Raw genomic sequence first — 26003 nt, forward strand, 5'->3', positions numbered from 1 at the left:
TTGTCTTATAATTATTCTTGATTCTTTTTGTTTTCCATAACACTATTTGCAATAAGTGCTATACCTCCAAAAAGAAAAATCATAGAAAAATAACCTACTTCTTCTGGTAATGTAGTATACTCATCAATTAATGAACCTACTAAAATACCTAAGGCAACACCTACTAATAGCATCCCAAATTTTAAAGTAAGGTTAGCATAATTTCTTTTAGTAGCGAACATTGATGCATCGGCCCCTTTTTCTATCATAGATAGTCGTTCTTTGTTGCGCGCTGTAAAGTACACATATAAAATTCCGAAAATAGATGCGAAAAACGCTAATGGAATTAATACCTCTTCTCCCATAATATTAGATTTTTAATTATTATTGATTTACACTACCTATGACGACAGGTTTCTAAAAGTGGTTACACTAGATACTTAATTTTGTATTTTTGAATCTATGCGATTATTTTGTTTTATTATTGTTCTTCTACTATTTTCAAAAACCAATGCGCAAGAAAAAAATGAATCTTTAACTCTAGAATTTATAGATTCTATTTCTCTAAATGCTGACACATTTATTGGTGTAGATGATTTTGAAAATTATTATTATATAAAAGATAATACGCTGTATAAAAAAACGGTCAATAAGAGTTATTCATATGCAAATACACAGTTGGGTAGTATTACATCAGTCGATATTACAAATCCTCTAAAAATCTTACTATTCTATCGTGATTTTAATACTATTGTTATTTTAGACAATCGTTTAAATGAATTCGTCGATGCTATTAATTTCTCTAGGGAGGATTATTCTAAAAATGTTGCATTTACTAGTATTTCGTCTAATAATAATATCTGGTTGTATAGCTTAGATGACAATATTCTTTCTTTATGGAATTATGAAACCAAACAAACCTTTTTCGATTCGCAACCATTAACTTTTTATGACTCTAATTTTGAAGCAATTTCTATGATAAGTGATTATAAGAATTGCTGGATATATTCAAAAAAAGATATTATTAGGTTTAATGAATTCGGAAGTTATTTAGACAATATTTCATTACTCAAAGTTTCAAATATCCGTCCATTTGAAAATGGGTTTACATATTTTAACGAAGAGAATTATTTTGCTTTTAAAAATGACACATCTACTAAACTAGAAATAGTTGATAACAGCCACTTATCAACAAATTATTTTGTTAATAAAAATAGTCTCTATTTTTTTGCTTCGGACGTTCTTTACAAGTATTCTTTTTTAAAAAATTAAGTACCTTTAAGCTCTTTAAAAATCAAACAAAAACTCTAAGAATGCACGTTGCAATTGCCGGAAACATTGGTGCTGGAAAAACTACTCTCACAAAACTTTTAGCAAAACATTATAAATGGAGCCCTCATTATGAGTCTGTTGAAGAAAATCCTTATTTAGATGATTTTTATGCTGAAATGGAGCGTTGGTCTTTTAACCTTCAAATCTACTTTTTAAATAGTCGTTTTCGTCAAATCTTAGAAATTCGCGAAAGCGGGAAGAATATCATTCAAGACAGAACCATCTATGAAGATGCACATATTTTTGCACCTAATTTACATGCTATGGGTTTAATGACTAATAGAGATTTTAGTAATTACTCATCTTTGTTTGAGCTGATGGAAAAACTCGTTGCGCCACCAGATTTATTAATCTATCTACGCGCTAATATTCAGACTCTAGTAGGCCAAATACACAAAAGAGGTAGAGAGTATGAGAATACGATTAGTATCGATTATTTAAGCCGATTAAACGAACGTTATGAAGCTTGGATATCTACTTATACAAAAGGTAAACTTTTAATTATAGATGTAGATAATTTAGATTTTGTAGATAAACCTGAAGATCTTGGTTCTATTATAGATAGAATTGATGCTCAAATACATGGGTTATTCTAATAATAGAAACTTATATAATAATAAAAAATGCGAACCAATTGGTTCGCATTTTTTATTATTATATATTTTGAAGTTTTATTCTTCGTGCTCAGCAATAAGAGTATCTACCTCATCACCTTCAACTGTCTCAACAGTAACCTCTTTTTTACCATCAACTTCAGTAGTAGTAATTACCGTAGCATTCTTTTCGCCATTTTCTTTTTTTACTAAAACTTTCATTTCAGTATTTTCTGCTGCTACTTCATTTACAATTGTTTCTGCATTTGCATGATCATCTGATGAAGTATGACCTCCTAAGATAGGAGCAATTACTAATCCTACTAAACATGTAAGTTTAATTAATATGTTCATTGATGGGCCGGAAGTATCTTTAAACGGATCACCAACAGTATCACCAGTTACAGCGGCCTTATGAGCGTCAGAACCTTTGTAGGTCATTTCACCATCAATCATCACACCAGCTTCAAAAGATTTTTTAGCGTTATCCCATGCACCACCAGCATTGTTTTGGAAAATAGCCCACATAACACCAGATACACAAACACCAGCCATATAGCCTCCTAATGGTTCTGCACCAAATAATAGTCCAATAATAATAGGAGTAATAATTGTAATTAAACCAGGTAAGATCATTTCTCTTAAAGCAGCTTTTGTAGAAATATCTACACACTTTGCATATTCAGGAGTTCCAGTGCCTTCCATAATACCAGGAATTTCCTTAAACTGACGGCGTACTTCCTGCACCATTTCCATAGCAGCTTTTCCTACAGATTTCATTGCTAGAGCAGAAAATACAACAGGAATCATCCCTCCAACAAATAGCATGGCTAATACATCTGCTTTAAAAATGTTTATTCCGTCAATTCCTGTAAAGGTTACATAAGCAGCAAATAAAGCTAATGCTGTTAACGCTGCAGAAGCAATGGCAAAACCTTTACCAACAGCAGCAGTTGTATTACCAACCGAATCTAATATATCTGTACGCTCACGAACGTGAGGCTCTAATTCACTCATTTCAGCTACACCTCCTGCATTATCAGCAATCGGGCCGAAAGCGTCGATCGCTAATTGCATAGCTGTAGTAGCCATCATTGCTGATGCTGCTAAAGCAACACCATAAAATCCTGCTAATTCATAAGAACCATATATAGCAGCTGCGAATAAAATAACTGATAAGAAAGTTGATTTCATACCTACAGCTAAACCAGCTATAATATTAGTTGCAGCACCAGTAGAACTGTTTTGAACTATATCCATTACTGGTTTTTTGCCTAAACTAGTATAATAAGCAGTAACCGCAGAAATTAAAGCGCCAACCGCTAAACCAATACAGGCAGACCAGAAAACATTCATTGAAGAAACTTCACGAGCTCCCTCGCCAAAGAAATTCATAGTCATTGTTTCTGGCAACATCCAATTAATTAAGAAATAACTAGCTACTAATGTTAAAATGATAGATGCCCAGTTACCTAAATCTAATGCTTTTTGAACTTGAGATTCTTTAGCATCATTACTTGATATCTTTACTAAGAAAGTTCCTATGATAGAAGCTAAAATACCAACACCGGCAATTACTAATGGTAATAAAATAGGTCCCATATTATTAAATGCATCTGTAAATTGTGTAACAGAAGACATATCTCTAATAACATAATTACCAAGAACCATTGCTGCTAATACCGTAGCTACATAAGAACCAAAAAGGTCAGCTCCCATACCTGCAACATCCCCTACATTATCTCCTACATTATCTGCAATAGTAGCTGGATTACGAGGGTCATCCTCTGGAATACCAGCCTCTACTTTACCAACTAAGTCGGCACCAACATCTGCAGCTTTTGTATAAATACCACCGCCCACACGAGCAAATAAAGCAATAGATTCAGCGCCTAAAGAAAATCCTGCTAAAGCTTCTAATACTACTGTCATGTTATCGTAAAAAGAACCTTCACCTCCTAAAAATTGACCTGTAAAGAACATAAAGAACAAACTCAATCCTAATACGGCTAAACCAGCAACACCTAGGCCCATTACGGTACCACCGCCAAAAGATACTTTTAATGCTTGAGGTAAACTTGTTTTTGCAGCTTCGGCTGTACGTGCATTTGCTTCTGTAGCCACGCGCATACCAATATTACCAGCTAATGCTGAAAAAATAGCACCTGATATAAATGCAGGAACTATCATCCAACTTGTAGTATCTACTATTTGAGATATTCCGAAAAGTGCAGCAGATGCAATAATTACAAAAACTAATAATAAGCGATATTCAGCATTTAAGAACGCTAAGGCGCCTTCTTTAATCGCTTTAGATATACCTTGCATTTTATCGTTACCAGCTGGTTGCTTTTTAACCCATGCCATTTTAACTAGCATAAATAGCAATCCTAAAACTGCTAAGGCAATTGGTACAAAAATTATGTTTGATTCCATTCTATAAATTTATTTAATTGACTTTTGTTTAAGCGATTGCAAAAGTAGTAAAATACAAGGGATTTAAAAAATAAATTCTAAAGCAAAATGTTTCTATTTTATAGTAAAATCCCTCATCGAAAATTTTCGATGAGGGATTAGTTTTAATTTCAAAATTATTTGCCTCTTTTTACTTACTAGTTAGGTTAATTAGTCATCACAACCAATACCGAAATAAGTAGCCCAAGAAGAACCTTCTTTATTAAATTGGATACCATATTTACCATCTGCCCAAGCAGTCTCAGATCCAGCAGGTGGACACTCTACAGGGTATTTACATATGATAGGTTGATCAAACCCTCCATCCCATGCATTAGGAATTAAAATATAAGCAATATATTCTCCACAACTAGGAACAAACTCATCTCCTTTTGCGTTTACATCACATAAAATAGCATTTACTCTACTCTGATCCCAAGGACCTAATACATCTGGATCAATTAAATCTTCTGGATCATCCATTAATGTCCATATTGCTCGTTGTACGTCTCCAGCTGTAAGTGCGGCTGCATCTGTACCTGAAGGATTACAATCTGAAGTAAGCGGTATAACTAAATCTCCAGTATTAAAATTATTTAATAGATAATTAACCTTATCTAGGTTTTCTGGATACTCAATCTTACCATCTCCAATAATTTCACTTGGTAATGTCTCATAACTTGAGTAAACATTTGAAGAATAATCATAATCTCTATTAATAGACTTATCCGGATCTATGCAATACGCCTCACACTCTCCAGCTATAATACCTCCATCATCACCTATACTTAATCTAAAGTAACTCAACTGTTGCTCATTGTCTGCATAATTTGATACACTAGCAGTTACCTTTTCAGGTAAATTATTTTCAAATTCTGCAATAGCATCAAGATTTGAACCATAAGAAGTAATAGCATCTACATGTATTGCTCCTAAACTATAATTAGAAGGGTTAACTCCGCAGATTTCATAAACACCGTCTGCGGTTCTAAGAGGGCTTAATTTACTTTCACTATCATAGTTATAAGTAAACTTACCTATCTGAGGATTTCCTTTCTTGTTTAACACAAAATCACTATAAGAATTTACAAAATCCATATGAATAGCAGTTAAATCATAATCCCCATCCATATCGATAATTACACAATCACCACTAAAGGTAACTTCACCAACTTTAGTCCCAGCATTTTGATTTCCAACGCCAGCCCAAAGTTCAAGTTGAGTACCTAGTTCTTGTGAACCATAGTTTCGCTCACATAATTTCCCAGAAGAATCATAATAATTAGCACTTGATGGGCTTGTATGCGGATTGTCATTCCCAGCTTTGCCTAAAATAGTAACTTCATCAGAAGATACTAAAGTCTCGTCGCTACAGGCTGTAAAGCCCATAACAACGCATAATAAAATAATAGTTAATTTAATTTTTTTCATAGCTTATAAATTAAGGTTGGCGACAAATATAGTAATTTTTTTTAATAAATTTCAACAGGCTTAGTATAAGGGCATTAGAATCTTTTAAATTAAAAAATATACATATGGAATAAATCTAATTTTTGTTAAAATTTATTGCTTATTAATTTTTTTAGAACTTTGCCATTTAATTGATCCTTAAATTTTCCATTTTCTACTGATAATTTTCCATTTATTATACTATATTCCAATCCTTCTGCTAATTGAAAAGCATTTTTATAATCCGCTTTGTCTTTAAATATCTTTGGGTTAAATATGATAACATCGGCGTAATAGCCTTCCTTTAATTTCCCTCTATTTGGGATTCTAAATATTTCTGCGGTTTTGGATGTGCTATTGTTAATAAATGTGGCAACATCTATCACTTTTTCTTGAAGAACATATTTATTATACTTTCGAGGAAAGGATCCATATTTCCGAGGATGACCAGTATTTCCATCTGAACCTGTAACAACCCATTCTTGCTTCATGAAATTTTGAATGTCATAAGGGTTCATATTAAAAGAAGCCACGCGAACATAGCCAGTTTCTAAAACTTTAAAAACCGTCTCCTCTGGACTTAGTTCAATATCGTTTGCTATTTCCTGTAAATTCTTATTTACAAAGGTAGAATCAGCTGCCTTAACAATTAATAATTTATTGGATCCGCCACGGCGCGTTATGTTCCTTTTAGTTTCTAATAAAATTCGCTGCTTCAATTCAGAATCCTTATATCGAATAAATAACGAATCTTTACCTCCGCTTTCTGCCCATCGAGGAACCACTGCCGCTTTTAATCCGGTAGCCGAAGCATCGTATGGGTATTGATTAGCAGTAACTTCAATACCCTCTTCTCGAGCTTTTTCAACCAATTCTATGATCGCATCACTCTGTTTCCAAACATCTACTCCTAGGCATTTTATATGTGAAATATGAATCGGTAGTTTTGCTTGTCGACCAATTTCTATAGCTTCTTCAATCGCTGGAATAAGACCTATGGTATATGAGCTTTCGTCTCTTAGATGTGTATCATATAAACCATTATTTTCACTAACCGTTTTAGCCAAAGCGACAACCTCATCTGTATTCGAATAACTTCCAGGCGCATAAAATAATCCTGTAGAAATTCCAAAAGCACCTGCATCCATTTCTTGTTGAATCAATTCTTTCATTTTATTAATTTCTTCTTCTGAAGCTCTTGTATCACTCTTACCCATTACTTGTTTTCTAACGGTACCATGACCAACAAGAGGCACAATATTTGTACCAATACCATGTGAATTATAAAGCTTAATATACTGTGAAGTAGGGTAGAAACTATCACCATCATTGCCAGTTACAACAGTTGTAATGCCCTGTAAAAGAAAAGGTTTATTATGCGATTTTAGTGGATCTATTAATTCTCTATCTGCATGAGTATGAGGATCTATAAAGCCCGGAGAAACTATTAACCCTGCAGCATCAATCTTTTTGATAGTTAAAATTTCTACATTTTTATCAGATCCAATATATACAATTCTATCATCTTTTATTGCAATAGAAGATTTACTGGAAACCAAATCTATACCATTATAAACTATTCCATTTTCTATTAAAAGGTCAGCTTTTATTATTTGCTTATTGGAGCAAGAAATAAAAATCAGTAAAACAATTGTTAAATGTATGGTGCTCTTTAAATTCATTAGTTGGCATCAGTTAAAAGCATTGTTTTCATTAATTTCTGAGCATATATTCTTGCCCTTTCTTTTATAATCTTTCTGTCAATTTCGTCACCATCTTCATATGTAACAGCCTCACATCCAAACTTATTGAAAAAATAGTTATAGCAATAGGGCAAGTCTTGACTTCTTCTCCTTGCTTCAACTTTAAACTCAGAATTTTCTTCTATATTCTTAATCCAATTAGGTATAATACCTTTAGATTTAACTTCATTGATAGAATCTAACACTAGCATATAAGGCCCAGAATGAGATGTGTGAAAATCTAACGCAAATTCTATTTTAATACCCTTGTTAGTTATATTCTCAACGTAAGATTTTACCATTTGTGTTTCTGGCTGTGTAAAATCTAACCAATCTCGATTTAAATCAGCTCCATTGGCATTGTGTCGCCAATTTCCCATATCGACACCATCAGGGTTCAATAATGGAAATGTAATAATATTGAATTTTTCTCGAAATGATTTCGATAATTCAGATTCATTTAGTAATTCTTCATAGAAAGCTTTAAAACCGATCGTACCTCCAGGTATTTCTGGAGGATGCTGTCGAGCAACTAAAACGATGGCCTTTGAAAGTTCGTCGTTTGAAGTAACGACATAGTTATTATTCTTTAATACGGTTTGTCCTGCTATTTCTTTATTTAGATAAGAATGTTTATTCAATACCTCTTCAAGCCAATTGTAGGTGTCTTCACTGGATTCAATTTCTTGAGCTGCAACATAAAGTTTTTGTGAAGAAATACTTAACTTTAAAGTAGCAGTTCCTAAATTTTCGTCTATTTTAATTTTTGAAGACTCTATTTTATTCCATGATTTTTTATCAAAACTTAACTTTGGAATGTATCGATGTTTATATTTACCATAATTAAGTATTAACTCTATTTCATTTTCAGCCTCAGTAGAAATTCCAAATGCAAACCAAGGGCTTTTATTGACAGGCTCAAATGCTGGATTTACATAAGCGATATATTGATTATTGCCTTCGTAGGAAACGCTATCTAATCGGGCTCCAGCAAAATCACTATCAAAAAAAACTTCTGTTTCAAGTTCTTTTTTACAACTTAATATTAAAAGAAGTAGTAATGTAAAACCTATAATTTTTTTCATTTCAATAAAATTTTCATCATTTGTTCGGCAGTAACCTTACCTACTAATTTTATTTGATCTCGTGGAGTCTTATCTCCAATTTCATAGGTGATTCCAACGGCATTTTGCCCATATAAGAACCATCCTTTAGAGACTGGTGAAGTGCTATTTGCTGACTTCTCATTTACCTTGTAATCTGGAATATTTTCTTCTAATGCTCTAAACCAATCTTCAATAAAGGTGGGTAATGCGGTATTTTTTCTAATTTTATTTGTATAAAAAACATCTTCATAGGTCGAATGAAAATCTAAACCTAAAATTATTTTGGCGTCGTCTTTCTTCTGTTGTTTTGTAATAAATTTAACCGTCTGACGTACTTCAGGTTGATGATATTGAGACCAATCTCTATTTGTATCTACCCCACCTCCATTATGTCGCCAATGACCTAGATCAACACCATCTGGATTCATTATAGGAAATGCCAAAACGCGAAATTGATTCAAAAAATTATCCGAGAGCTCAGAATCATTTAAAATTGTTTGCAAAAATTCTTTAAAAGCTAAAAATCCTGTAACCTCTGGAGGATGCTGCCGAGTAAGTAAAACAACAATTGGTTTTTTGTCTTTACTTCCTTTGTAAATATCTAAAACGGGTAAGTCTCGACCAAACTTCGACTTTCCGAAATTTTTAAAATGAACATACGATTTTCCATTTATTAATTGAGTATACCAATTCTTCACGTCTGTGGAAGTTTGTAACTCTTGTGCAGAAATAGTTAATGGCTGTCGATCTAAACTAACTTTTATCGTTACCTCTTTATCTTTTTTAATAATGTTTGTAGAATCTATAAGTTGCCAATCGCTATTTTTTCTGAGCTTAGGAACATATCGATGTTTGTGATTTTCTGGATACTTAAAATTGAAATAGAATGTTTTCGGAATCTTCGACCATGTTTTAAAAGCATAATAGGCACTATGATTAATGGGTTGATTCTCTGGATTAATTAGAACAATTGCTGTACTATCATTTAATTTTCTAAAACCATTTAGACGAGCTCCATCAAACTGATTACTCGCATAAACTCCTAGATCGTCAAGCGCATAGATTTGTTTAATTTGAGAAGTAATGGCCTTGGTTGTAGTATCGACAGGTTTTTCGAAGTCGACTTTACTTACACTCTTACAAGAAAAACTTAAAATTAAGATAAGGCCTAGAACTAGACTCTTTAATGTATTTGAATTCATGACTATTGGTTAGTGACACTAAAGTTAAGAAATCTTACTCTTAGACCAAAAAAACCTCAACAAATCTGTTGAGGTTACAGTACTCGAGGTGGGAATCGAACCCACACTCCCGAAAGAACTGGATTTTGAATCCAGCGCGTCTACCAATTCCGCCACTCGAGCATTTTTATATTGGGATGCAAATCTAAAAAATATTTTTCTTCTACCGTAGAAAATATATGATAAGTGTAGTATATCTTTTTAAATAATTTTTACTTTTGTCACGAATTGAAAATCAACACATTTACTATCTAAACACAACTACACAACATGAAACAAAAAGTACCCAAACCTAAACTTTTTGCTTGCTCTCAATCTTTAGAATTAGCCGAAAAAATTGCCGAAGCTTATGGTGCCGAATTAGGGAAATCTAGAAAAAATGTCTTTAGCGACGGTGAATTTCAAGTGTCTTTCGAAGAATCAATAAGAGGTCGTCGCATTTTCATAATCGGTTCTACTATTCCACCAATGGATAACTTAATGGAAATGCTCTTAATGATCGATGCTGCCAAAAGAGCATCTGCTAGACATATTACAGCTGTAATTCCTTATTTTGGTTGGGCACGTCAAGATAGAAAAGATAAACCTCGTGTTCCTATAGCTGCAAAAATGGTAGCTAATCTTTTACAAGCTGCTGGTGCTACAAGAATTATTACTATGGACTTACATGCTGATCAAATTCAAGGATTCTTTGAAAAGCCTGTTGACCATTTATATGCATCTACAATCTTTTTACCAGAAATTAAAGCAATGAATTTAAATGATATTACTATTGCCTCACCAGACATGGGTGGTTCTAAAAGAGCTTATGCTTATTCTAAGTTTTTACAAAGCGAAGTTGTTATTTGTTATAAGCAGCGTAAAAAAGCCAATGTAATATCGCATATGGAGCTAATAGGTGATGTAAAAGGTCGAAATGTAATCTTAGTAGACGATATGATAGATACTGCAGGTACACTTACTAAAGCAGCGGACTTAATGATGGAAAAAGGCGCTAAAAGTGTACGAGCAATTTGTACCCATGCAGTACTTTCTGGTGAAGCTTATAAGCGTATAGAAAATTCAAAATTACAACAGCTAATTATTACAGATACAATTCCTTTAAAAAAGCAATTATCTAAAATTAAAGTTGTATCTTGCGCCCCTTTATTTGCTGACGTCATGCATAAAGTGCAAAGTAATAAATCGATCAGCGATCAATTTTTAATGTAAAATAAATTTAATTAAGTAATGAAATCAATTACGATCAATGGATCTCAAAGAGAAAGCGTAGGTAAAGTTTCGACTAAGGCCTTACGTAATGCTGGAAAGGTGCCTTGCGTGTTATACGGAGGAGATAAACCACTACACTTTTCAGCTGATGAACTAGCGTTTAGAAATTTAGTGTACACTCCTAATGTTTACACGGCGTCAATTGAACTAGATGGTACAAAATATGCTGCAATTATGCAGGATATTCAATTTCATCCTGTTACAGATAAAATCTTACACATAGATTTTTATCAATTATTCGATGATAAAGAAGTAACTATGAGCATACCTGTAAAATTAGAAGGTAATGCTCCTGGTGTTATTGCTGGTGGTGTGTTGCGTTTCCCAAACAGACATTTAAGAGTTCGTGCATTACCTGCTAACTTACCTGATTTTATTAATGTAGATATTTCTACTTTAAAAATCGGAGATAAGAAATATGTGTCTGATGTTATGAATGACGAATTTTCTATATTACATCCAGATAATATGGTTGTTTGTCAAGTAAGAATGGCACGTGCTGCTGTGGTTGAGGAAGAAGAAGAAGAGGAAGGTGAAAGTGAAGAAGGAACGGAAAGTGCGGAAGTTACTGCTGAAGGAGCTACCCCAGAAGCTACCGCTCCTCAAGAATAGATTCAAATCATATAAAACATTAAAAAAGCTTCGCTAATGCGGAGCTTTTTCATTTTTAGGAAATTGTATATTTGCGAAATGTGGATTATTTCTTTTTTTAAATCCCTTTTTGGGAAGAAAGTTGTTCAAGAAGATTACATGAAAAAATATTTAATTGTTGGTTTAGGAAATATTGGCGAAAAATACAATGAAACGCGCCATAACATAGGTTTTAAAATTTTAGATGAATTGGCTAAGGCTAAAGATGTAACATTTGAAACTCAAAAACTAGGTGATATTTCTTATTTTAAATTTAAAGGAAGAACTTTTATCTTATTGAAACCTTCTACATATATGAATTTGAGTGGCAAAGCAATTAAATACTGGTTAACAAAAGAAAAAATTCCATTGGAAAACCTTCTTATAATTTGTGATGATCTCAATATTTCTTTTGGTACTATTCGTTTAAAAACTAAAGGAAGTGCCGGAGGACATAATGGCCTTCAAAATATTCAAGACGTTTTAAATACCTCACAATATGCCCGTTTTCGCTTTGGAATAAGTGATGAGTTTTCTAAAGGAAGGCAAGTCGATTATGTACTTGGTAAATGGAATGATGATGAGCAAAAAAAATTACCTGAACGAATAGAAAAATCAATTCAGGTAATAAAATCTTTTGGCACTGCAGGTATTAAAAATACCATGAATGAATTTAACGGTAAGTAATTTTATTCTACAGTGACAGACTTTGCCAAATTTCTAGGTTGATCAACATTACAATTACGCATCACTGCGATATAATAAGACAATAATTGTAACGGTATAGTGGTCAATAATGGTGAAAATGCTTCCTCTGTATCGGGTACTTCTATTACATGATCCGCAATTTCTTTTACAGTAGTATCACCTTCTGTTACAACCGCGATAATTTTACCTTTTCTTGATTTGATTTCTTGAATATTACTTACTACTTTTTCATAATATCCTTTACTCGTTGCAATAACAATTACAGGCATCCTATCATCTATCAAAGCAATTGGTCCATGCTTCATTTCAGCAGCAGGGTAGCCTTCAGCATGTATGTATGAAATTTCCTTCAGCTTTAATGCTCCTTCTAAAGCTACTGGAAAATTATACCCTCGCCCTAAATACAAACAATTGGTTGATAATAGATACTCTTTAGCAATCTCTTTTACATGCTCATCTATCTGCAATAATTGTTCAACTTTATTAGGAATTAATTCGAGCTCTTGCAAATACATTCTATAATCTGAACTAGACATTGTGCCTTTTGCTCTGGCTAAACGCAAAGCAATTAATGATAAGACAGTTATTTGAGTTGTAAAGGCTTTTGTAGAAGCTACACCTATTTCTGGTCCTGCATGCGTATAAGCACCAGCATCTGTTTCTCTTGCAATTGAAGATCCAACCACATTACACACTCCAAATACAAAAGCCCCTTTAGATTTTGCCAATTTAATGGCTGCTAATGTATCAGCCGTCTCACCAGATTGCGAAATAGCAATTACAACATCATTTTCAGTAATTATTGGATTTCTATATCTAAATTCTGAAGCATATTCTACCTCAACTGGGATACGAGAAAATTCTTCAAATATATATTCAGCTACTAATCCAGCATGCCAAGAAGTTCCACATGCAACAATGATAATTCGATCTGCATTTAGGAATTTTTTCATATTATCTTCAACACCAGCCATCTTTATCAAACCTTCTTTTCTTAACAAGCGCCCTCTATAAGTATCAGTAATGGCTCTAGGTTGTTCATGAATTTCCTTTAACATGAAATGGTCATATCCTCCTTTTTCAATTTGTTCAAGATTCATTTGTAGTTCTTGAATATCTGGAGTTACTAAAGAATCATCCTTTATTTTTCGAATCTTTACATCTTTCCCTACACGTATAACAGCCATTTCTTCATCCTCTAGATAAATAGCATCTTTAGTATATTCTATAAAAGGTGAAGCATCTGAGGCTACAAAATATTCTTTTTTATCCTTACCAATTCCAATAGCTATAGGACTTCCTAATCGGGCTACTACAATTTCATTAGGTTTTGTTTTATCAAAAACAGCAATTGCATAAGCTCCTATTACCTGATTAAGAGCAATTTGAACAGCCTTGCCTAGCTTAACATCATTTTGTTTTTTAACCTCCTCTATAAGGTTAACCAAAACTTCTGTATCTGTATCACTTTTAAATGTATAACCTCTTTTTATCAGCTCCTTTTTAATAGTATCATAATTTTCTATGATACCATTATGTATAATTACAATTTCACCTGATTGAGACACATGTGGATGGGCATTAACATCATTAGGCACTCCATGCGTAGCCCAACGTGTATGTCCTATACCCAAATTGCCTTCGGTAGTAATTTCTTTTTCAACTCTTTCTAAAAGATCACTAACTTTTCCTTTGGTTTTAGAAAGTTTTACCTCTTTCCCATCGTATAAGGCAACCCCAGCACTATCATAACCTCTGTATTCTAATCGTTGTAACCCATTTATAATAATCGGATAAGCATCTCTATAACCTACATAACAAGTAATTCCACACATAGCAATGTTTTAGTTATTATTTTGTTCAGTATAAAATATTCTTAGTTTTAATCGAGTACTTTCTGTATTCTGAACAGATTGTTTATTACCATATAGTACCACGCCCTTTGGGTTCCAACTAAAATTATTTACAATAGTGTCATTAATATTAGCTATATTTTCAAAATCATCACTAACGTGGTAAGTTTTTATTGCTAACTTATTCAACCCTTTGGGGTTTTCTGATTTTAAAACATCAGATATGTAATCAGTAATAGAAAAACTATATTTAGTAGGGGTTCCTTGATCATCCCTGTCAATAAATCCATCTATTCCAATCACTTGATTCTCTGTAATAACATCTTGAATTATACTATTATTATCTAAATTATATAAATATAGTCTATCTGGAATATTATTAGAAGAATTTTCTCGATCAATATAAACGTCTAAAAAAGCTCCATTTATAAGCCAATTTTTCGCCCTTATTTCATTAATATCAACTTCAGGATCAGAAAATAACTCTACTACAGCTATTGTTCCTGAGGCTCCTTGAACATATAAAACATCTTCTCCTAAAATAGTTTCAGGATTGTTGATTCTATTAACAATACTCTTACCACTAATTAATGTCGATGCTCTAGTATAATCTCTACTATATGTAGCTGCTCTTACACCAAATAATGAATACGTTTTTTCTAAAGCTTGACGTTCATCTTCAGCTGACGTATTTGTATAATAAATCGTGATTGAGGCATCAGCCATAGCTAAAGTAATTAATGATCCATCATTCCCGCTTGATTCAATTAAGACGCCTCTAAAATATTCTCTAAAATTATCTAAAGAAGTAAAAGCCGCTGAATTTTGTTGATCAATAAAATTTGATTTAAAAAAACCTTCATTTAAAGGAATTTTTATTGAGGGAACTAGATTTGTTTTTTTAATAGTATCTACATCATCAACTGTATTCGTATTAGAATCTAAAGACCATCTCTTTATATATAACACCGTGTCATTCGGATTAGGTTTAAATAATCCTGAAAAGAGGTTTGTTTTACTATTATATTTTTCATTAGAAAAATATAATTTATTTCTTGCCGGATTAACTGGGTCAAGTGTATTCAAAAATTCTTTAAGTTCATGTACATTTAAATTAAACTCTACATTAGTATTTCCTATTATTGAATCTAATCTAAAATTAGGTACTGTAATTGAGTCATTAATATCAGAGTTTTCTGGGTTCTTTATCCTTTGTTTACCAAGGCTAGTTGCATAATATGGAATGTCTAGTATCACACTATCTATTGTTGCGTTGCTGCCAAAATCTGAGCTTGTAGATAAGCTCAATTGACTAACAAAAGAAGTTTCCAAAAGTCCAAAATTTGGATCTTTATGAACTCCGATTAAGTATTGTGGGAGTCGATCAACCCTTGAAGAGTCTACATTACTAGAGTATGCAACAACTTCAAAGTCTTCAAAATCAGTCTTGAATACATTATTATCCACCAAATTTACTCCAATATCTTCAAAATCTTTTTCGCAAGCAATAACACTAAGCAATGCAAAACCAAAAATAAAAACAGTCTTAATACTGTTTATAATTTTACTTGTCATAAACAAATTTTAATCTTTAATAATTTTTTATAAAACTTTGGTTAGGTAAAAATTAGAATAGGCTTCTGTGAAATCATCAAAAGGTTGATAATCTAATGCCGGTGTTCCAGATGTCAGAATATGTTCTAAAACATCTTTAGGAAGTTCTTCACTTCCTTTTATTACCGCATCAGAATTTTCTATAGCAATTTTTATAAGGTTGGTATGATTTGCTTTATTTAATGATTGTAACTTTTCTTCTGAAATTGAATCAAACTTGATCTTTTCTATCATCTCTTCTCCTAGCGAACCTTTAAAATCATTGTTATAAACAGATGTTACTATTTTACTTTCAGAAAAAAGAGGGTCGTTCTTATAATACTCTCTCAAATATAGAGGCAATAACGAAGCCATCCACCCATGCACATGAATAATGTCTGGAGCCCAATTCAACTTTTTAACTGTTTCAACAACACCTTTAGCAAAGAATATTGCTCTTTCATCATTGTCTGGAAATAGATTCCCATCCTCATCAGTATACAATGCTTTTCGCTTAAAATATTCATCATTATCTATAAAGTATACCTGCATTCTTTCTTTGGGAATTGAAGCAACTTTAATAATCAATGGCATATCCATGTCGTTGATAATCAGGTTCATTCCTGATAATCGTATTACTTCATGCAATTGATGTCTACGCTCATTTATCACACCAAATCTTGGCATAAAAATTCTAATTTGCGCACCATTATTATGCATTTTTCTCGCTACCTCAAATGACATGCTTGCTGTTTCATTCTCTGGCAAGTAGGGTATTACTTCTGATGAAACATACAGTATTCTCTTATCTTTCATAAATCCATCTATGGTTAAGGATATGCAAAATTACGAAAATTTATGTAGATTTAGACTTAAAGTGGTAAGTTTGGGCTCTTTTAACTTGTAATTAACACATCCTTGATACACGTTTTTCACTCCGTAGATGATATTCAAACATTTTTAAACAAAAAAAGAATAAATAATTCTATTGGTTTTGTTCCAACCATGGGCGCACTACACGAAGGGCATCTTTCGTTGATAAAAGAAGCTCAAAAAGAGAATGACTTGGTCGTTGTAAGTATTTTCGTAAATCCAACTCAATTTGATAAAAGTGAAGACCTCGAAAAATATCCTCGTACACTTGATGTAGATATTGATTTATTAAAAACTATTAATTGTGATGTGGTTTTTGCTCCTTCAGTTAAAGAAATGTATCACAACAATGTAAAAGCAAAAAAATTCTATTTTGATGGATTGGAGTACGAAATGGAAGGCAAACATCGTCAGGGTCATTTCGATGGTGTAGGCACTATTGTAAAACGTCTTTTTGAAATAGTGCAACCACACAATGCTTATTTTGGCGAAAAAGATTTTCAGCAACTACAGATCATTAAAAAAATGGTAGAAAAGCATAAAATCCCCGTTAAGGTTATAGGCTGTAAAATACATCGAGAAGATGATGGATTAGCTATGAGCTCACGTAATACACGTCTTACCAAAAAGCATAGAGAAGCCGCTCCTTTTATTTACAAGATGTTAAATGAAGTAAAAAAAAGATTCAATAAAGATTCTATTTCAACCATAGAAAAATGGATTCACGATCAGTATAAGAATAATCCTCATCTCAAACTAGAATACTTCGAAATTGCTAATGCAAAAAATCTAAAATCTGCTCATCGAAAAATGAAGAAAAATAAGTATCGTGCTTTTGTTGCTGCTTATGCAGGAAAGATTCGCTTAATAGATAATATCGCTTTAAATTAACTACTTTTGCTGGCGAAATTCGCATGTATTGAATCTAAATTTTAAAAAAACTTTTTTTACGTTAATTCCTATAGCCTTAGGAGTGGGAATTATATGGTATTTTTTAGCTCAACTTACGCCAAATGATAAATCTGATATACTAAATTCCTTTAAGTCTGCGAATTATTGGTGGGTTGGATTGTCACTAATCTGTGGAATTCTGAGTCATTTTTCTAGAGCCTATCGTTGGCAGTTTTTATTTGAACCTTTAGGGTACAAGCCAAAATTTGCCAATAGTTTTATGACTGTTTTATTGGCTTATCTAGTGAATTTAGCCATGCCAAGGGCAGGTGATATTGCAAGGGGAACTGCAATTTCTAAATATGAAAATATCCCATTTGAAAAAGCCATTGGAACCATTGTGGCTGAACGTATCGCAGATGTAATTTTATTATTTTTCATTATTGGAATAGCTTTTATTTCTCAAGCTGAGCTAATTAAAAGTTATTTATTTAAAGATGGAACTTCAAGCGCCATTGTTGGAATTATTCTTTTATTAATAATGGCGATATTGGCCTTAACTGGTTTTAAACTAATACAAAAAGCTAAAAGTGGTTTTTTATTAAAAGTAAAAACTTTTGTTAATGGTTTATTTGAAGGCGCCATTAGCATCATTAAAATGAAAAATAAATGGGCTTTTATTTTTCATACTTTTTTTATCTGGATAATGTATGTGCTTATGTTTTACGTAGTAACTTTTGCTTTGCCAGAAACTACTCATTTACCTTTTGAGGCAATTATTGTTAGTTTTGTAGTTGGTGGATTAAGCATGGCTCTTACTAATGGCGGTTTAGGTACCTATCCTGTTTTTGTTGCTGGAGCATTAGCTTTGTATGGAGTTGCAGAAAATCCTGCAAATGCTTTTGGTTGGATTATGTGGACAGCTCAAACCCTTATGGTGGTCGTTTTTGGTGGATTATCAATGATTCTTTTACCTATTTATAATAGAAATAAAAACTAATGTCAACTTTTTATAGCAACGGTAAATTACTACTCACCGGTGAATATTTAGTGCTTGATGGTGCTAAATCTTTGGCTTTACCTACTAAAAAAGGACAATCATTAAACGTCAAACCAATTAAAGAATCAAAATTGATTTGGGAAAGTTTTGACGAAAACAATAAGAAATGGTTACAAGTCGAATTTGATTTACCTAAGCTAAGGATAATTTCAGAAACATTTGATTCGACAATAGAAAATGGTAGTGATTCACTTGCTTTAAAACTTCAGGAAGTTTTATTAGAAGCAAGAAAAATGAATCCTCAATTTCTAAATTCAGAATCTGGGTTTTATATAAAATCAAAGCTTGATTTTCCAAGAAATTGGGGGCTAGGCTCATCATCAACACTAGTAAATAATATTGCCCAATGGGCAAATATTAATGCTTTTAAATTACAGTTTAGCACTTTTGGTGGTAGTGCTTATGATATCGCTTGTGCTCAAAATAGTACTTCTATAGTCTATCAATTGAAAGATGAGAAACCAATAGTAGAATCAATTAATTTCGATCCGTCTTTTAAAGAGGAATTATATTTTGTTCACTTAAACAAAAAACAAAATAGCAGAGAAGGCATTGCTAAGTATCAAAACTTTAAAGGAAACATTAGTGCTTATATAGAAGAAATTTCAGTTTTAACTAATGAGATTTTAAAAACAAATTCTTTAAATGATTTTGAAATAATTCTAAGGAAACACGAACGAATCATTTCTTCTATTATTGATCAAAAACCTATACAGCAAATACTGTTTTCTGATTATTTTGGACAAACAAAAAGTCTTGGTGCTTGGGGAGGCGACTTTATTTTAGCAACAGGTAATAACGGCACTCCTAATTACTTTAGAAATAAAGGATTTCATACTATAATACCATATCAACAAATGGTATTATGAGCCAACAAGTTATCATAATTGGAGGTGGTGCAGCTGGCTATTTTGCTGCCGTTACTATTGCCGAAACTAACCCTAAGCTGCAGGTTACCATCCTTGAAAAAGGAAATAAAGTTTTACAAAAAGTAAAAGTTTCGGGTGGCGGTAGATGCAATGTTACACATGCATGTTTTGATCCAAAAGAATTAGTAGAATTTTACCCAAGAGGGAAAAAAGAATTATTGGGGCCTTTTCATCAGTTTATGACTGGCGATACGATACAATGGTTTGAAGATCGTGGGGTTATTCTAAAAATTGAAGAAGACAAACGTGTGTTTCCAGTTTCTAACTCGTCGCAAACAATTGTAGATTGTTTAACTGAAAGTGTTACAAACGCTGGTGTTGAACTTCAACTTAACCAAAATGTTAAAAGTATTTCAAAAAAAGATGAGCAGTTTATCATTGAAACTGATTCGCAAGAAATAATTGCTGACAAACTTCTTGTCGCAACTGGCAGCAGTCCGAAATTTTGGAAGCTGTTAGCAGATCTAGGTCATACAATAATCCCTCCAGTGCCATCCTTGTTTACTTTTAAGATTAATGATTCACGTATTAAGGAAATACCTGGTGTATCTGTACCTAGTGCTACTGTAAAATTAGCAAATTCTTCCTTTGAAGCCAGCGGACCTTTATTAATCACTCATTGGGGTATTAGTGGACCAGCAGTTTTAAAACTCTCTGCTTTTGGAGCTTTATTTCTTGCCGAGAAAAAATATCAATACAATGTACTCGTCAATTGGGTTTCTAAATCGAAAAACGAAGCTCTAGGTATTTTAAAATCTACCAAGACGAAACAACCAAAAAAAATGGTAATACAAAGATCTATTTTTGAAGAAGTCCCAAGGCGTTTGTGGGAAAAATTGGTGTTAGCTTCAAATGTAAACCAAAATCAAAAGTGGGCCGAACTTAGTAATAAACAACTCGAAACTTTAGTCGAACAATTGACTGGTACTTTATTTAACGCTAACGGAAAAACAACGTTTAAAGAAGAATTTGTTACTTCTGGTGGTGTAGATTTAAAAGAGGTGAATTTTAAACGTTTTGAAAGTAAACTACATGAAAACCTCTTCTTTGCTGGAGAAGTGTTAAATATAGACGCTGTTACGGGCGGATTTAACTTTCAAAACGCTTGGACTGGCGGTTATATTGCTGGTAATACAATAGCCAAACAATTATTATCAGGAAATTTATTAACTTAGTACAGAGTAACTATTATTAAATTGCTAAACATGAAAAAAGCACTTTTTTTTCTCATACTAGTTATCATTTATTCTTGTAGTCAAGATGATTCTATTGATAATCTTGGGAAAGAATATACATTAATACCCGATGAAAAATTTGAACAAATTTTAATTGACCAAAATTTAGACAGTGATCAAATTATAAATGGGCAAATGTTATTCACCGATGCTAAAAAAATTACTGATTTGACATTAATCCTTGGAATAGATGAAGAATTTGATTTAAAAGGAATTGAAGACTTTATCAATTTAACATCTCTTTCTATTTGGCGTGGAAAAATCAATAATCTTGGTTTAAGCTTAAATACTCTACTTATAGATTTGAGTTTAAATAGAACTTCTATAGAAGATCGTCTAATACTTCCATTGAAATCTAAATTAAGAAATGTCAATATAGAAAACACTAGATTAGACTTTTTAGATTTACGCGAAAATGAAGAATTAGACAGTCTAATAATCATTAGTCCTAGCCTACAAAGTTTAAATATTAGTAAAAATATAAAGTTAAGGTCTTTAAAACTTGATGTATCTTTTTCAAATAATTTTTTAGAATTAGATATAAGTAATAATGTAAATTTAAAAGCTATTGACTTAAATTTTAAAGATCTTTCGACACTAGATATTAGTAATAATATAAACTTAGAATCTGTTAAATTGCAATCTGAGGAAATAACTTCGATAGACATTAGCAGTTTAACTAAATTAAATAACCTAGACATTATTGATAATCCTAAACTTGAGTGTACTAAAATTTTTGAAAATCAAGATATTTCTAATTTCAAGTATGGTTATCATACAATATTTACAACTAATTGTAGCATTTTGCCCGAAAAAGAATATACCTCAATACCTAATGAGTTTTTTGAACAAATTTTAATTAATCAAAATATTGATACTGAAGACGAATTGAATGGTAAGGTGCTTACAAAATCTTTAGAAAATGCAAAATCTTTATACATATATTTTGGAGCAAGAGATAGTGATGATAAAGGGACTTTAGATGGTTTAGAAAAATTAGTAAATCTTGAGTGGATTTTTTTTAACTATATTGAAAATCTAAAAATAGAAGAGTATGATTTTAGCCAAAATGAAAAACTTAAATATTTTAGAATCGTAGGATACAGTGGTGCAGGACCGGGTCGTCGCACCTTTGATGTAGACTTATCTCAATTAAAAAAATTAGAAACTCTTGATCTATCGTACGCCAATTTTAACACGTTAGATTTTAGTCAATGCTCAGATTTAAAGCTTGCAAGCTTCGAAGGTGTTAATTCATTGGATTACGATTTTACAAAAAATCTTAAATTAGAATTTATTAGAGCTGATAATGCAAACACTATTAATATATCACAAAATTTAGATTTAAAAAAGTTAGAAATAACTTCCCCTTCTATTTCTAGTTTAGATATAAGTAACAATCTAAATATAGAGTCTATTTCTTTAAATGAATTACCAATTACTTCTTTAGAAATTAACAACAAGATTAAGTTAAATAATCTTGTTTTAAAAGGGTTAAATAACTTAACCACTCCTGATATACAGAATAATGTTAACTTAAAAACCTATCATATTGAGAACTGTAATTTAATTCAAGAAGTAGATGTTAGTTCAAATAGCAGTTTAGAGCGATTGATAATTAAAAACAATCAAAATATAAATTCTCTTAATATTAAACAAAACCTCAATTTGACTGAACTGGCTATTTGGAATACTCGAGTTAGTGGTCTTGACTTGAAAAATAATAATCTCCTAGAGTATCTGTCAATTAGACATAATCCGATTACTGATATTGATATTTCCAATAATCTATTACTATCAGTTCTTTCGGTTCAATATTCAGACATTTCTAGTTTAGACATATCTGACCATAATAAACTAAGAAGTTTATATGTTAAAGGCACAAATATTAGTGTCCTAGATTTAGCTGACAAATCTAGTATGGAGCTCCTTATTCTTAGTGATAATAAATTATCATCGATTGATTTAATTAATATGAACAGCTTAAAAGAACTATATATAAATACTAATGATCTTTTACAATTAGATGTTAGTAATAATTTAAAGTTAAGTGAATTATGGGTTCTAGATAATCCAAAGTTACAATGCATAAAAATTGCTGAAATTCAAAAAATAACACTAGTCTCTCGAATTAGTAAAGATAATTATCAAACTGTTTCTACTAATTGTTTCTAAATTAATAGAAAAAGCAATCCATTTAATCTCTTTTAGCAATAATTACTTTATTTAGACACGAAGCTAGAACTCCCCCGATAACAGGAGATAAGATATACACTGTAAAAAAACTAAAATTTATTGCTGGAAAAGCAGCAGATTCCCACCCTCCAAAATAAGCAATAATTCTAGGTGAAAAATCACGAGCTGGATTGAATCCTCCTTGGGTAAAAGGCGCTATCAAACAAATTAAAATAGTCACTGTTAATCCTATTAAAATTGGTGTAGCATTATTAATCTGTTCAGGTTTTTCAGTCAATCTAAAGATAACAAATACCAGAATAAACGTTCCTAAACCTTCCATAATACAAGCAAGCATATGTAAAACTGAGAATTTATCCTCAAAATTAGGGTTTGGAAAATATTCACCAAACATCATAGCCGATCGATATGAATCATCAGAACCTCTCACAATTCCATTAACCTCCTCGTAACTGGAAATTGCATTATTAAAAATCAGAAATAATAAAAAAGCTCCCGCTAAAGCTCCTAAAAACTGAGCAACTAAATAAAATGGAAGTTTATTTAACGATAGTTTTTTTGAAAAAAACATACTAATACTTACAGCTGGATTTAAATGTGCCGGACAGATATTTCGAACTGCAAAAATGGCCATACTCACCCCTAATCCGAAAACAATAGCAACCCCTAATAAGTTCAGAGCATCAAATAATACAGATACTGCAACGGCTCCACAACCAAAAAAAACGAGCAAAAGCGTCCCTAAGAACTCGCCAAAATATTCTTTAAAACCATTCATTATTGAATCATCGAAAATACATAATACATTTCAGATGCTATTTGCAAGCTTCGCTCTCTGTATTTTTCTACTTGTTGAGATGTATTGTCAAATGCTTTGGGGTCTTCATAAGTAACTGAAAGACGCTTTTCTGCACTACTAATAAATGGGCAATTTTCTTCAGCTTCAGAACACACCATTACCGCTGCAAATTTCGATTTTGGATTAAATTCGTGATCATACGTTTTAGAGAAACCAACAATTGGATGCGAATTATCACTATACTTTATATTATATACCGAATTTTCTGTAGTAGAAAGTTTAGAAATATAAAATCCGCTGTTTTTTAATGTCTCTGCGACCATAGGAAACATGGCGGTAGCTTCTGTTCCTCCTGAATAACAAGTCACATTTTTAACACCAAAATATGCAGACATAGTTTGTGCCCAGATCTGTGATAAATGACTTCTACGAGAATTATGTATACAAATAAAATTTAATAAAACTGATGAATTTTGATTTGCTTTATCTTGAATAAAATCAATTAGAGATTGCAATACCTTTTTCCTTTCCTTAGATATTTTAGAAATATTTAAATCTAATATTACATTCTCTAATTGATTAAAAAGTTTATTTTTCATGTACTCATTAAATTAACAACAATTTGAATCAGAACAGCATGCAGCTTCTTCTACTTCAGCAACGACTAATTCTTTTTTAGGTGCTTCGCAAGTACTTTTAGCTTTACAGTCTGTTTGCGATACAAATAACTTAATTAGTAATTTATCTGAAGTTAACTCAACGTTATGTATTTCGAGATTAGCCTTATGGAAATCATCATTACTGTATTCAAAAAATACTTGAGACTCTCTATCAATAGCATGAATTTTATCTACTTTTTCTATAATCGATAATGCTTTACCAGCTTCCATAAAATTGCGTTTACCGATTTCTTTAGGGCTCTCCCATAATTGGATGATCGTTTCGTTCCAAGCATCGGATCTCCCGCCACAATCAACTGATTTGATTACTGTATTTTTTACTTCCGTAATGTGGTAATTTGCGCCAACAAATTCACCTTCTTTGTATTCAAAAACCAATTCTTTGCTTTGATTTTCTTTTAATAAATCTAATAAATTTTGCGTTTTCATATTTATATAATTTAATTTATTCCTATTGTTTTACTTCTTCTTTCTAGTATAATATTGTCTCGCCAAACGTCATCCATCTTCCCTATTTTTTCTCTATATCCTATTTCTCTAAATCCTAATTTCTTGTGAATTTTTATGCTGGCTTTGTTTTCAGGGAAGATACCAGATTGTAGCGTCCAAAAGCCTTCTTTTTCACTTTCATGGATTAAGTTTTCTAGTAGTTTTGAACCAATTCCTTTCCCGCCTTGAGTGATGTCTATATAAACGCTCACCTCTGCAATACCACCATAAACACATCGACTAGAAACAGGAGACAGCGCAGCCCAACCAACTATAGTATTATCTATGGTTGCAATTAGTCTACAGGATTGCACATGTGCAGCATCCCAATGTTGCCAAGTAGGCACATCGGTTTCAAAAGTAGCATTACCTGTGTCTATACCCATTTTATATATGTTTGAAACAGTCAGCCAATCTTGAGTGTTCATATTTCGTATTTTTATATTCATATCGTAATTTTACGATGGTTGTCTTCAAAAAAATAGCTTAGCAACATTGTATTGACTTAAAATCTTCTTTAAATAGTGTTTCAAATAACATGTTTGCCTTTTGCCAATTCTCTTGATTGATACAGTAACGAATCTTTGGTGGGCTTACCTCTCCATCTATTAAGCCTGCATCTTTTAATTCTTTGAGGTGCTGAGAAATTGTTGACTGTGCCAACGGCAAAACATCTACCAGATCACCGGTATAACAACAACTTTGACTACTTAAATGCTTTAATATCACTAAACGCACAGGGTGTCCCAACGATTTAGCATAGCGAGCTAATTCTTTAGACTCTTCTGAATATTCTATATGTTGCAATGTTTTACTCATAGTTCATCGCAAATATACGATAAATATTTAAACGACCAAAATTTTAGTAAATTGCTTACATAAATTCGCTAAAAATATCT

At 32.1% G+C, this 26003-nt stretch carries 24 protein-coding genes and 1 tRNA gene; 10 read left to right on the forward strand and 15 right to left on the reverse strand.

The genetic code is table 11. The features are described 5' to 3' along the window. Positions 1–11: 11 nt before the first annotated feature. Positions 12–344, reverse strand: a complete 333-nt coding sequence (locus AC3IF2_RS11015; protein WP_489167262.1) for a DUF6249 domain-containing protein — start codon at positions 342–344, stop codon at positions 12–14. A 97-nt stretch (positions 345–441) separates the two neighbouring features. On the opposite strand from AC3IF2_RS11015, the gene AC3IF2_RS11020 reads away from it, so the two are divergent. Continuing rightward, positions 442–1251 (forward strand): hypothetical protein, encoded by an 810-nt coding sequence (locus AC3IF2_RS11020; protein WP_489167264.1) that lies wholly within the window; start codon positions 442–444, stop codon positions 1249–1251. A 41-nt stretch (positions 1252–1292) separates the two neighbouring features. Further along, entirely contained in the window at positions 1293–1907 is a 615-nt protein-coding gene (locus AC3IF2_RS11025; protein WP_489167266.1) for a deoxynucleoside kinase, read from the forward strand. A gap of 75 nt (positions 1908–1982) precedes the next feature. Here AC3IF2_RS11025 and AC3IF2_RS11030 read toward each other — a convergent pair whose 3' ends face one another. The 6 genes from AC3IF2_RS11030 to AC3IF2_RS11055 all read right to left on the reverse strand — a co-directional run bounded on the left by AC3IF2_RS11030 (position 1983) and on the right by AC3IF2_RS11055 (position 10019). Next, positions 1983–4340, reverse strand: coding sequence for a sodium-translocating pyrophosphatase (locus AC3IF2_RS11030; RefSeq protein WP_489167268.1), 2358 nt, complete (start codon positions 4338–4340; stop codon positions 1983–1985). Between the two features lie 189 nt (positions 4341–4529). Next, positions 4530–5789: a hypothetical protein gene (locus tag AC3IF2_RS11035; RefSeq protein WP_489167270.1), complete on the reverse strand. Its 1260-nt coding sequence runs from the start codon at positions 5787–5789 to the stop codon at positions 4530–4532. 125 nt (positions 5790–5914) lie between these two features. Next, positions 5915–7489 (reverse strand): N-acyl-D-amino-acid deacylase family protein, encoded by a 1575-nt coding sequence (locus AC3IF2_RS11040; protein WP_489167272.1) that lies wholly within the window; start codon positions 7487–7489, stop codon positions 5915–5917. Further along, the gene (locus tag AC3IF2_RS11045; RefSeq protein ID WP_489167274.1) at positions 7489–8634 is read right to left on the reverse strand and encodes a M14 family metallopeptidase; all 1146 of its coding nucleotides are present in this window, start codon (positions 8632–8634) and stop codon (positions 7489–7491) included. Before AC3IF2_RS11045 ends, AC3IF2_RS11040 begins: the two co-directional genes overlap by 1 nt. Next, the gene (locus AC3IF2_RS11050; protein ID WP_489167276.1) at positions 8631–9857 is read right to left on the reverse strand and encodes a M14 family metallopeptidase; all 1227 of its coding nucleotides are present in this window, start codon (positions 9855–9857) and stop codon (positions 8631–8633) included. The genes AC3IF2_RS11045 and AC3IF2_RS11050 overlap by 4 nt, the downstream gene beginning before the upstream one ends. Positions 9858–9937: 80 nt before the next feature. Next, a tRNA-Leu gene (locus tag AC3IF2_RS11055) sits at positions 9938–10019 on the reverse strand. Between the two features lie 147 nt (positions 10020–10166). On the opposite strand from AC3IF2_RS11055, the gene AC3IF2_RS11060 reads away from it, so the two are divergent. From AC3IF2_RS11060 to pth, 3 genes are all read left to right on the forward strand, one after another. Beyond that, a complete protein-coding gene (locus AC3IF2_RS11060) occupies positions 10167–11108 on the forward strand; it encodes a ribose-phosphate pyrophosphokinase (RefSeq protein ID WP_489167278.1) in 942 nt (313 codons plus the stop codon). Positions 11109–11126: 18 nt separating this feature from the next. After that, positions 11127–11780 carry a 50S ribosomal protein L25/general stress protein Ctc gene (locus AC3IF2_RS11065; RefSeq protein WP_489167279.1) on the forward strand — a complete coding sequence of 218 codons (654 nt, stop codon included), beginning with the start codon at positions 11127–11129 and terminating at the stop codon, positions 11778–11780. Between the two features lie 138 nt (positions 11781–11918). Continuing rightward, complete coding sequence (gene pth / locus AC3IF2_RS11070) at positions 11919–12485, forward strand: aminoacyl-tRNA hydrolase (protein ID WP_489167281.1); 567 nt, start codon at positions 11919–11921, stop codon at positions 12483–12485. 2 nt (positions 12486–12487) lie between these two features. Here pth and glmS read toward each other — a convergent pair whose 3' ends face one another. Genes glmS through AC3IF2_RS11085 form a run of 3 tightly spaced genes read right to left on the reverse strand, consistent with a single transcriptional unit; the run spans position 12488 to position 16768 of the window. Continuing rightward, positions 12488–14341, reverse strand: a complete 1854-nt coding sequence (gene glmS, locus AC3IF2_RS11075; RefSeq protein ID WP_489167283.1) for a glutamine--fructose-6-phosphate transaminase (isomerizing) — start codon at positions 14339–14341, stop codon at positions 12488–12490. A 9-nt stretch (positions 14342–14350) separates the two neighbouring features. Next, positions 14351–15934 (reverse strand): DUF4270 domain-containing protein, encoded by a 1584-nt coding sequence (locus tag AC3IF2_RS11080; protein ID WP_489167284.1) that lies wholly within the window; start codon positions 15932–15934, stop codon positions 14351–14353. Positions 15935–15961: 27 nt separating this feature from the next. Next, entirely contained in the window at positions 15962–16768 is an 807-nt protein-coding gene (locus tag AC3IF2_RS11085) for a glycogen/starch synthase (protein WP_489167286.1), read from the reverse strand. Between the two features lie 105 nt (positions 16769–16873). Here AC3IF2_RS11085 and panC point away from each other — a divergent pair, with 105 nt between their 5' ends. Genes panC through AC3IF2_RS11110 form a run of 5 tightly spaced genes read left to right on the forward strand, consistent with a single transcriptional unit; the run spans position 16874 to position 23115 of the window. Continuing rightward, a complete protein-coding gene (gene panC, locus AC3IF2_RS11090; protein ID WP_489168007.1) occupies positions 16874–17716 on the forward strand; it encodes a pantoate--beta-alanine ligase in 843 nt (280 codons plus the stop codon). A gap of 28 nt (positions 17717–17744) precedes the next feature. Further along, positions 17745–18716 (forward strand): lysylphosphatidylglycerol synthase transmembrane domain-containing protein, encoded by a 972-nt coding sequence (locus AC3IF2_RS11095; RefSeq protein ID WP_489167288.1) that lies wholly within the window; start codon positions 17745–17747, stop codon positions 18714–18716. Next, entirely contained in the window at positions 18716–19645 is a 930-nt protein-coding gene (locus AC3IF2_RS11100) for a GYDIA family GHMP kinase (RefSeq protein WP_489167289.1), read from the forward strand. Before AC3IF2_RS11095 ends, AC3IF2_RS11100 begins: the two co-directional genes overlap by 1 nt. Beyond that, on the forward strand, positions 19642–20880 hold the full coding sequence (locus tag AC3IF2_RS11105) for a BaiN/RdsA family NAD(P)/FAD-dependent oxidoreductase (RefSeq protein ID WP_489167291.1): 1239 nt from the start codon (positions 19642–19644) through the stop codon (positions 20878–20880). Before AC3IF2_RS11100 ends, AC3IF2_RS11105 begins: the two co-directional genes overlap by 4 nt. A gap of 30 nt (positions 20881–20910) precedes the next feature. Next, positions 20911–23115 (forward strand): leucine-rich repeat domain-containing protein, encoded by a 2205-nt coding sequence (locus AC3IF2_RS11110; RefSeq protein WP_489167293.1) that lies wholly within the window; start codon positions 20911–20913, stop codon positions 23113–23115. Between the two features lie 22 nt (positions 23116–23137). On the opposite strand, the gene AC3IF2_RS11115 is transcribed toward AC3IF2_RS11110, so the two are convergent. From AC3IF2_RS11115 to AC3IF2_RS11135, 5 genes are read right to left on the reverse strand one after another with little or no spacing between them, the layout of a single operon-like run. Further along, positions 23138–23914 (reverse strand): MIP/aquaporin family protein, encoded by a 777-nt coding sequence (locus AC3IF2_RS11115; protein WP_489167295.1) that lies wholly within the window; start codon positions 23912–23914, stop codon positions 23138–23140. Further along, on the reverse strand, positions 23914–24534 hold the full coding sequence (locus AC3IF2_RS11120) for a low molecular weight phosphatase family protein (protein WP_489167297.1): 621 nt from the start codon (positions 24532–24534) through the stop codon (positions 23914–23916). The genes AC3IF2_RS11115 and AC3IF2_RS11120 overlap by 1 nt, the downstream gene beginning before the upstream one ends. 12 nt (positions 24535–24546) lie before the next feature. Then, positions 24547–25044, reverse strand: coding sequence for a DUF6428 family protein (locus tag AC3IF2_RS11125; RefSeq protein WP_489167298.1), 498 nt, complete (start codon positions 25042–25044; stop codon positions 24547–24549). An 11-nt stretch (positions 25045–25055) separates the two neighbouring features. Further along, positions 25056–25553 (reverse strand): GNAT family N-acetyltransferase, encoded by a 498-nt coding sequence (locus AC3IF2_RS11130; RefSeq protein ID WP_489167300.1) that lies wholly within the window; start codon positions 25551–25553, stop codon positions 25056–25058. A gap of 37 nt (positions 25554–25590) precedes the next feature. Next, complete coding sequence (locus AC3IF2_RS11135) at positions 25591–25923, reverse strand: ArsR/SmtB family transcription factor (protein ID WP_489167302.1); 333 nt, start codon at positions 25921–25923, stop codon at positions 25591–25593. Positions 25924–26003: the final 80 nt, after the last annotated feature.

This window comes from Maritimimonas rapanae, assembly GCF_057837205.1.

Coding starts and splice junctions, on each gene's coding strand:
- AC3IF2_RS11135 (WP_489167302.1), bottom strand. CDS start 25,923: ATGAGTAAAACATTGCAACATATAGAATATTCAGAAGAGTCTAAAGAA.
- AC3IF2_RS11085 (WP_489167286.1), bottom strand. CDS start 16,768: ATGAAAGATAAGAGAATACTGTATGTTTCATCAGAAGTAATACCCTAC.
- glmS (WP_489167283.1), bottom strand. CDS start 14,341: ATGTGTGGAATTACTTGTTATGTAGGTTATAGAGATGCTTATCCGATT.
- AC3IF2_RS11035 (WP_489167270.1), bottom strand. CDS start 5,789: ATGAAAAAAATTAAATTAACTATTATTTTATTATGCGTTGTTATGGGC.
- AC3IF2_RS11050 (WP_489167276.1), bottom strand. CDS start 9,857: ATGAATTCAAATACATTAAAGAGTCTAGTTCTAGGCCTTATCTTAATT.
- AC3IF2_RS11045 (WP_489167274.1), bottom strand. CDS start 8,634: ATGAAAAAAATTATAGGTTTTACATTACTACTTCTTTTAATATTAAGT.
- AC3IF2_RS11060 (WP_489167278.1), top strand. CDS start 10,167: ATGAAACAAAAAGTACCCAAACCTAAACTTTTTGCTTGCTCTCAATCT.
- AC3IF2_RS11025 (WP_489167266.1), top strand. CDS start 1,293: ATGCACGTTGCAATTGCCGGAAACATTGGTGCTGGAAAAACTACTCTC.
- AC3IF2_RS11015 (WP_489167262.1), bottom strand. CDS start 344: ATGGGAGAAGAGGTATTAATTCCATTAGCGTTTTTCGCATCTATTTTC.
- AC3IF2_RS11065 (WP_489167279.1), top strand. CDS start 11,127: ATGAAATCAATTACGATCAATGGATCTCAAAGAGAAAGCGTAGGTAAA.
- AC3IF2_RS11020 (WP_489167264.1), top strand. CDS start 442: ATGCGATTATTTTGTTTTATTATTGTTCTTCTACTATTTTCAAAAACC.
- AC3IF2_RS11125 (WP_489167298.1), bottom strand. CDS start 25,044: ATGAAAACGCAAAATTTATTAGATTTATTAAAAGAAAATCAAAGCAAA.
- AC3IF2_RS11110 (WP_489167293.1), top strand. CDS start 20,911: ATGAAAAAAGCACTTTTTTTTCTCATACTAGTTATCATTTATTCTTGT.
- AC3IF2_RS11130 (WP_489167300.1), bottom strand. CDS start 25,553: ATGAATATAAAAATACGAAATATGAACACTCAAGATTGGCTGACTGTT.
- AC3IF2_RS11100 (WP_489167289.1), top strand. CDS start 18,716: ATGTCAACTTTTTATAGCAACGGTAAATTACTACTCACCGGTGAATAT.
- AC3IF2_RS11080 (WP_489167284.1), bottom strand. CDS start 15,934: ATGACAAGTAAAATTATAAACAGTATTAAGACTGTTTTTATTTTTGGT.
- AC3IF2_RS11115 (WP_489167295.1), bottom strand. CDS start 23,914: ATGAATGGTTTTAAAGAATATTTTGGCGAGTTCTTAGGGACGCTTTTG.
- AC3IF2_RS11105 (WP_489167291.1), top strand. CDS start 19,642: ATGAGCCAACAAGTTATCATAATTGGAGGTGGTGCAGCTGGCTATTTT.
- pth (WP_489167281.1), top strand. CDS start 11,919: ATGAAAAAATATTTAATTGTTGGTTTAGGAAATATTGGCGAAAAATAC.
- AC3IF2_RS11030 (WP_489167268.1), bottom strand. CDS start 4,340: ATGGAATCAAACATAATTTTTGTACCAATTGCCTTAGCAGTTTTAGGA.
- AC3IF2_RS11040 (WP_489167272.1), bottom strand. CDS start 7,489: ATGAATTTAAAGAGCACCATACATTTAACAATTGTTTTACTGATTTTT.
- AC3IF2_RS11120 (WP_489167297.1), bottom strand. CDS start 24,534: ATGAAAAATAAACTTTTTAATCAATTAGAGAATGTAATATTAGATTTA.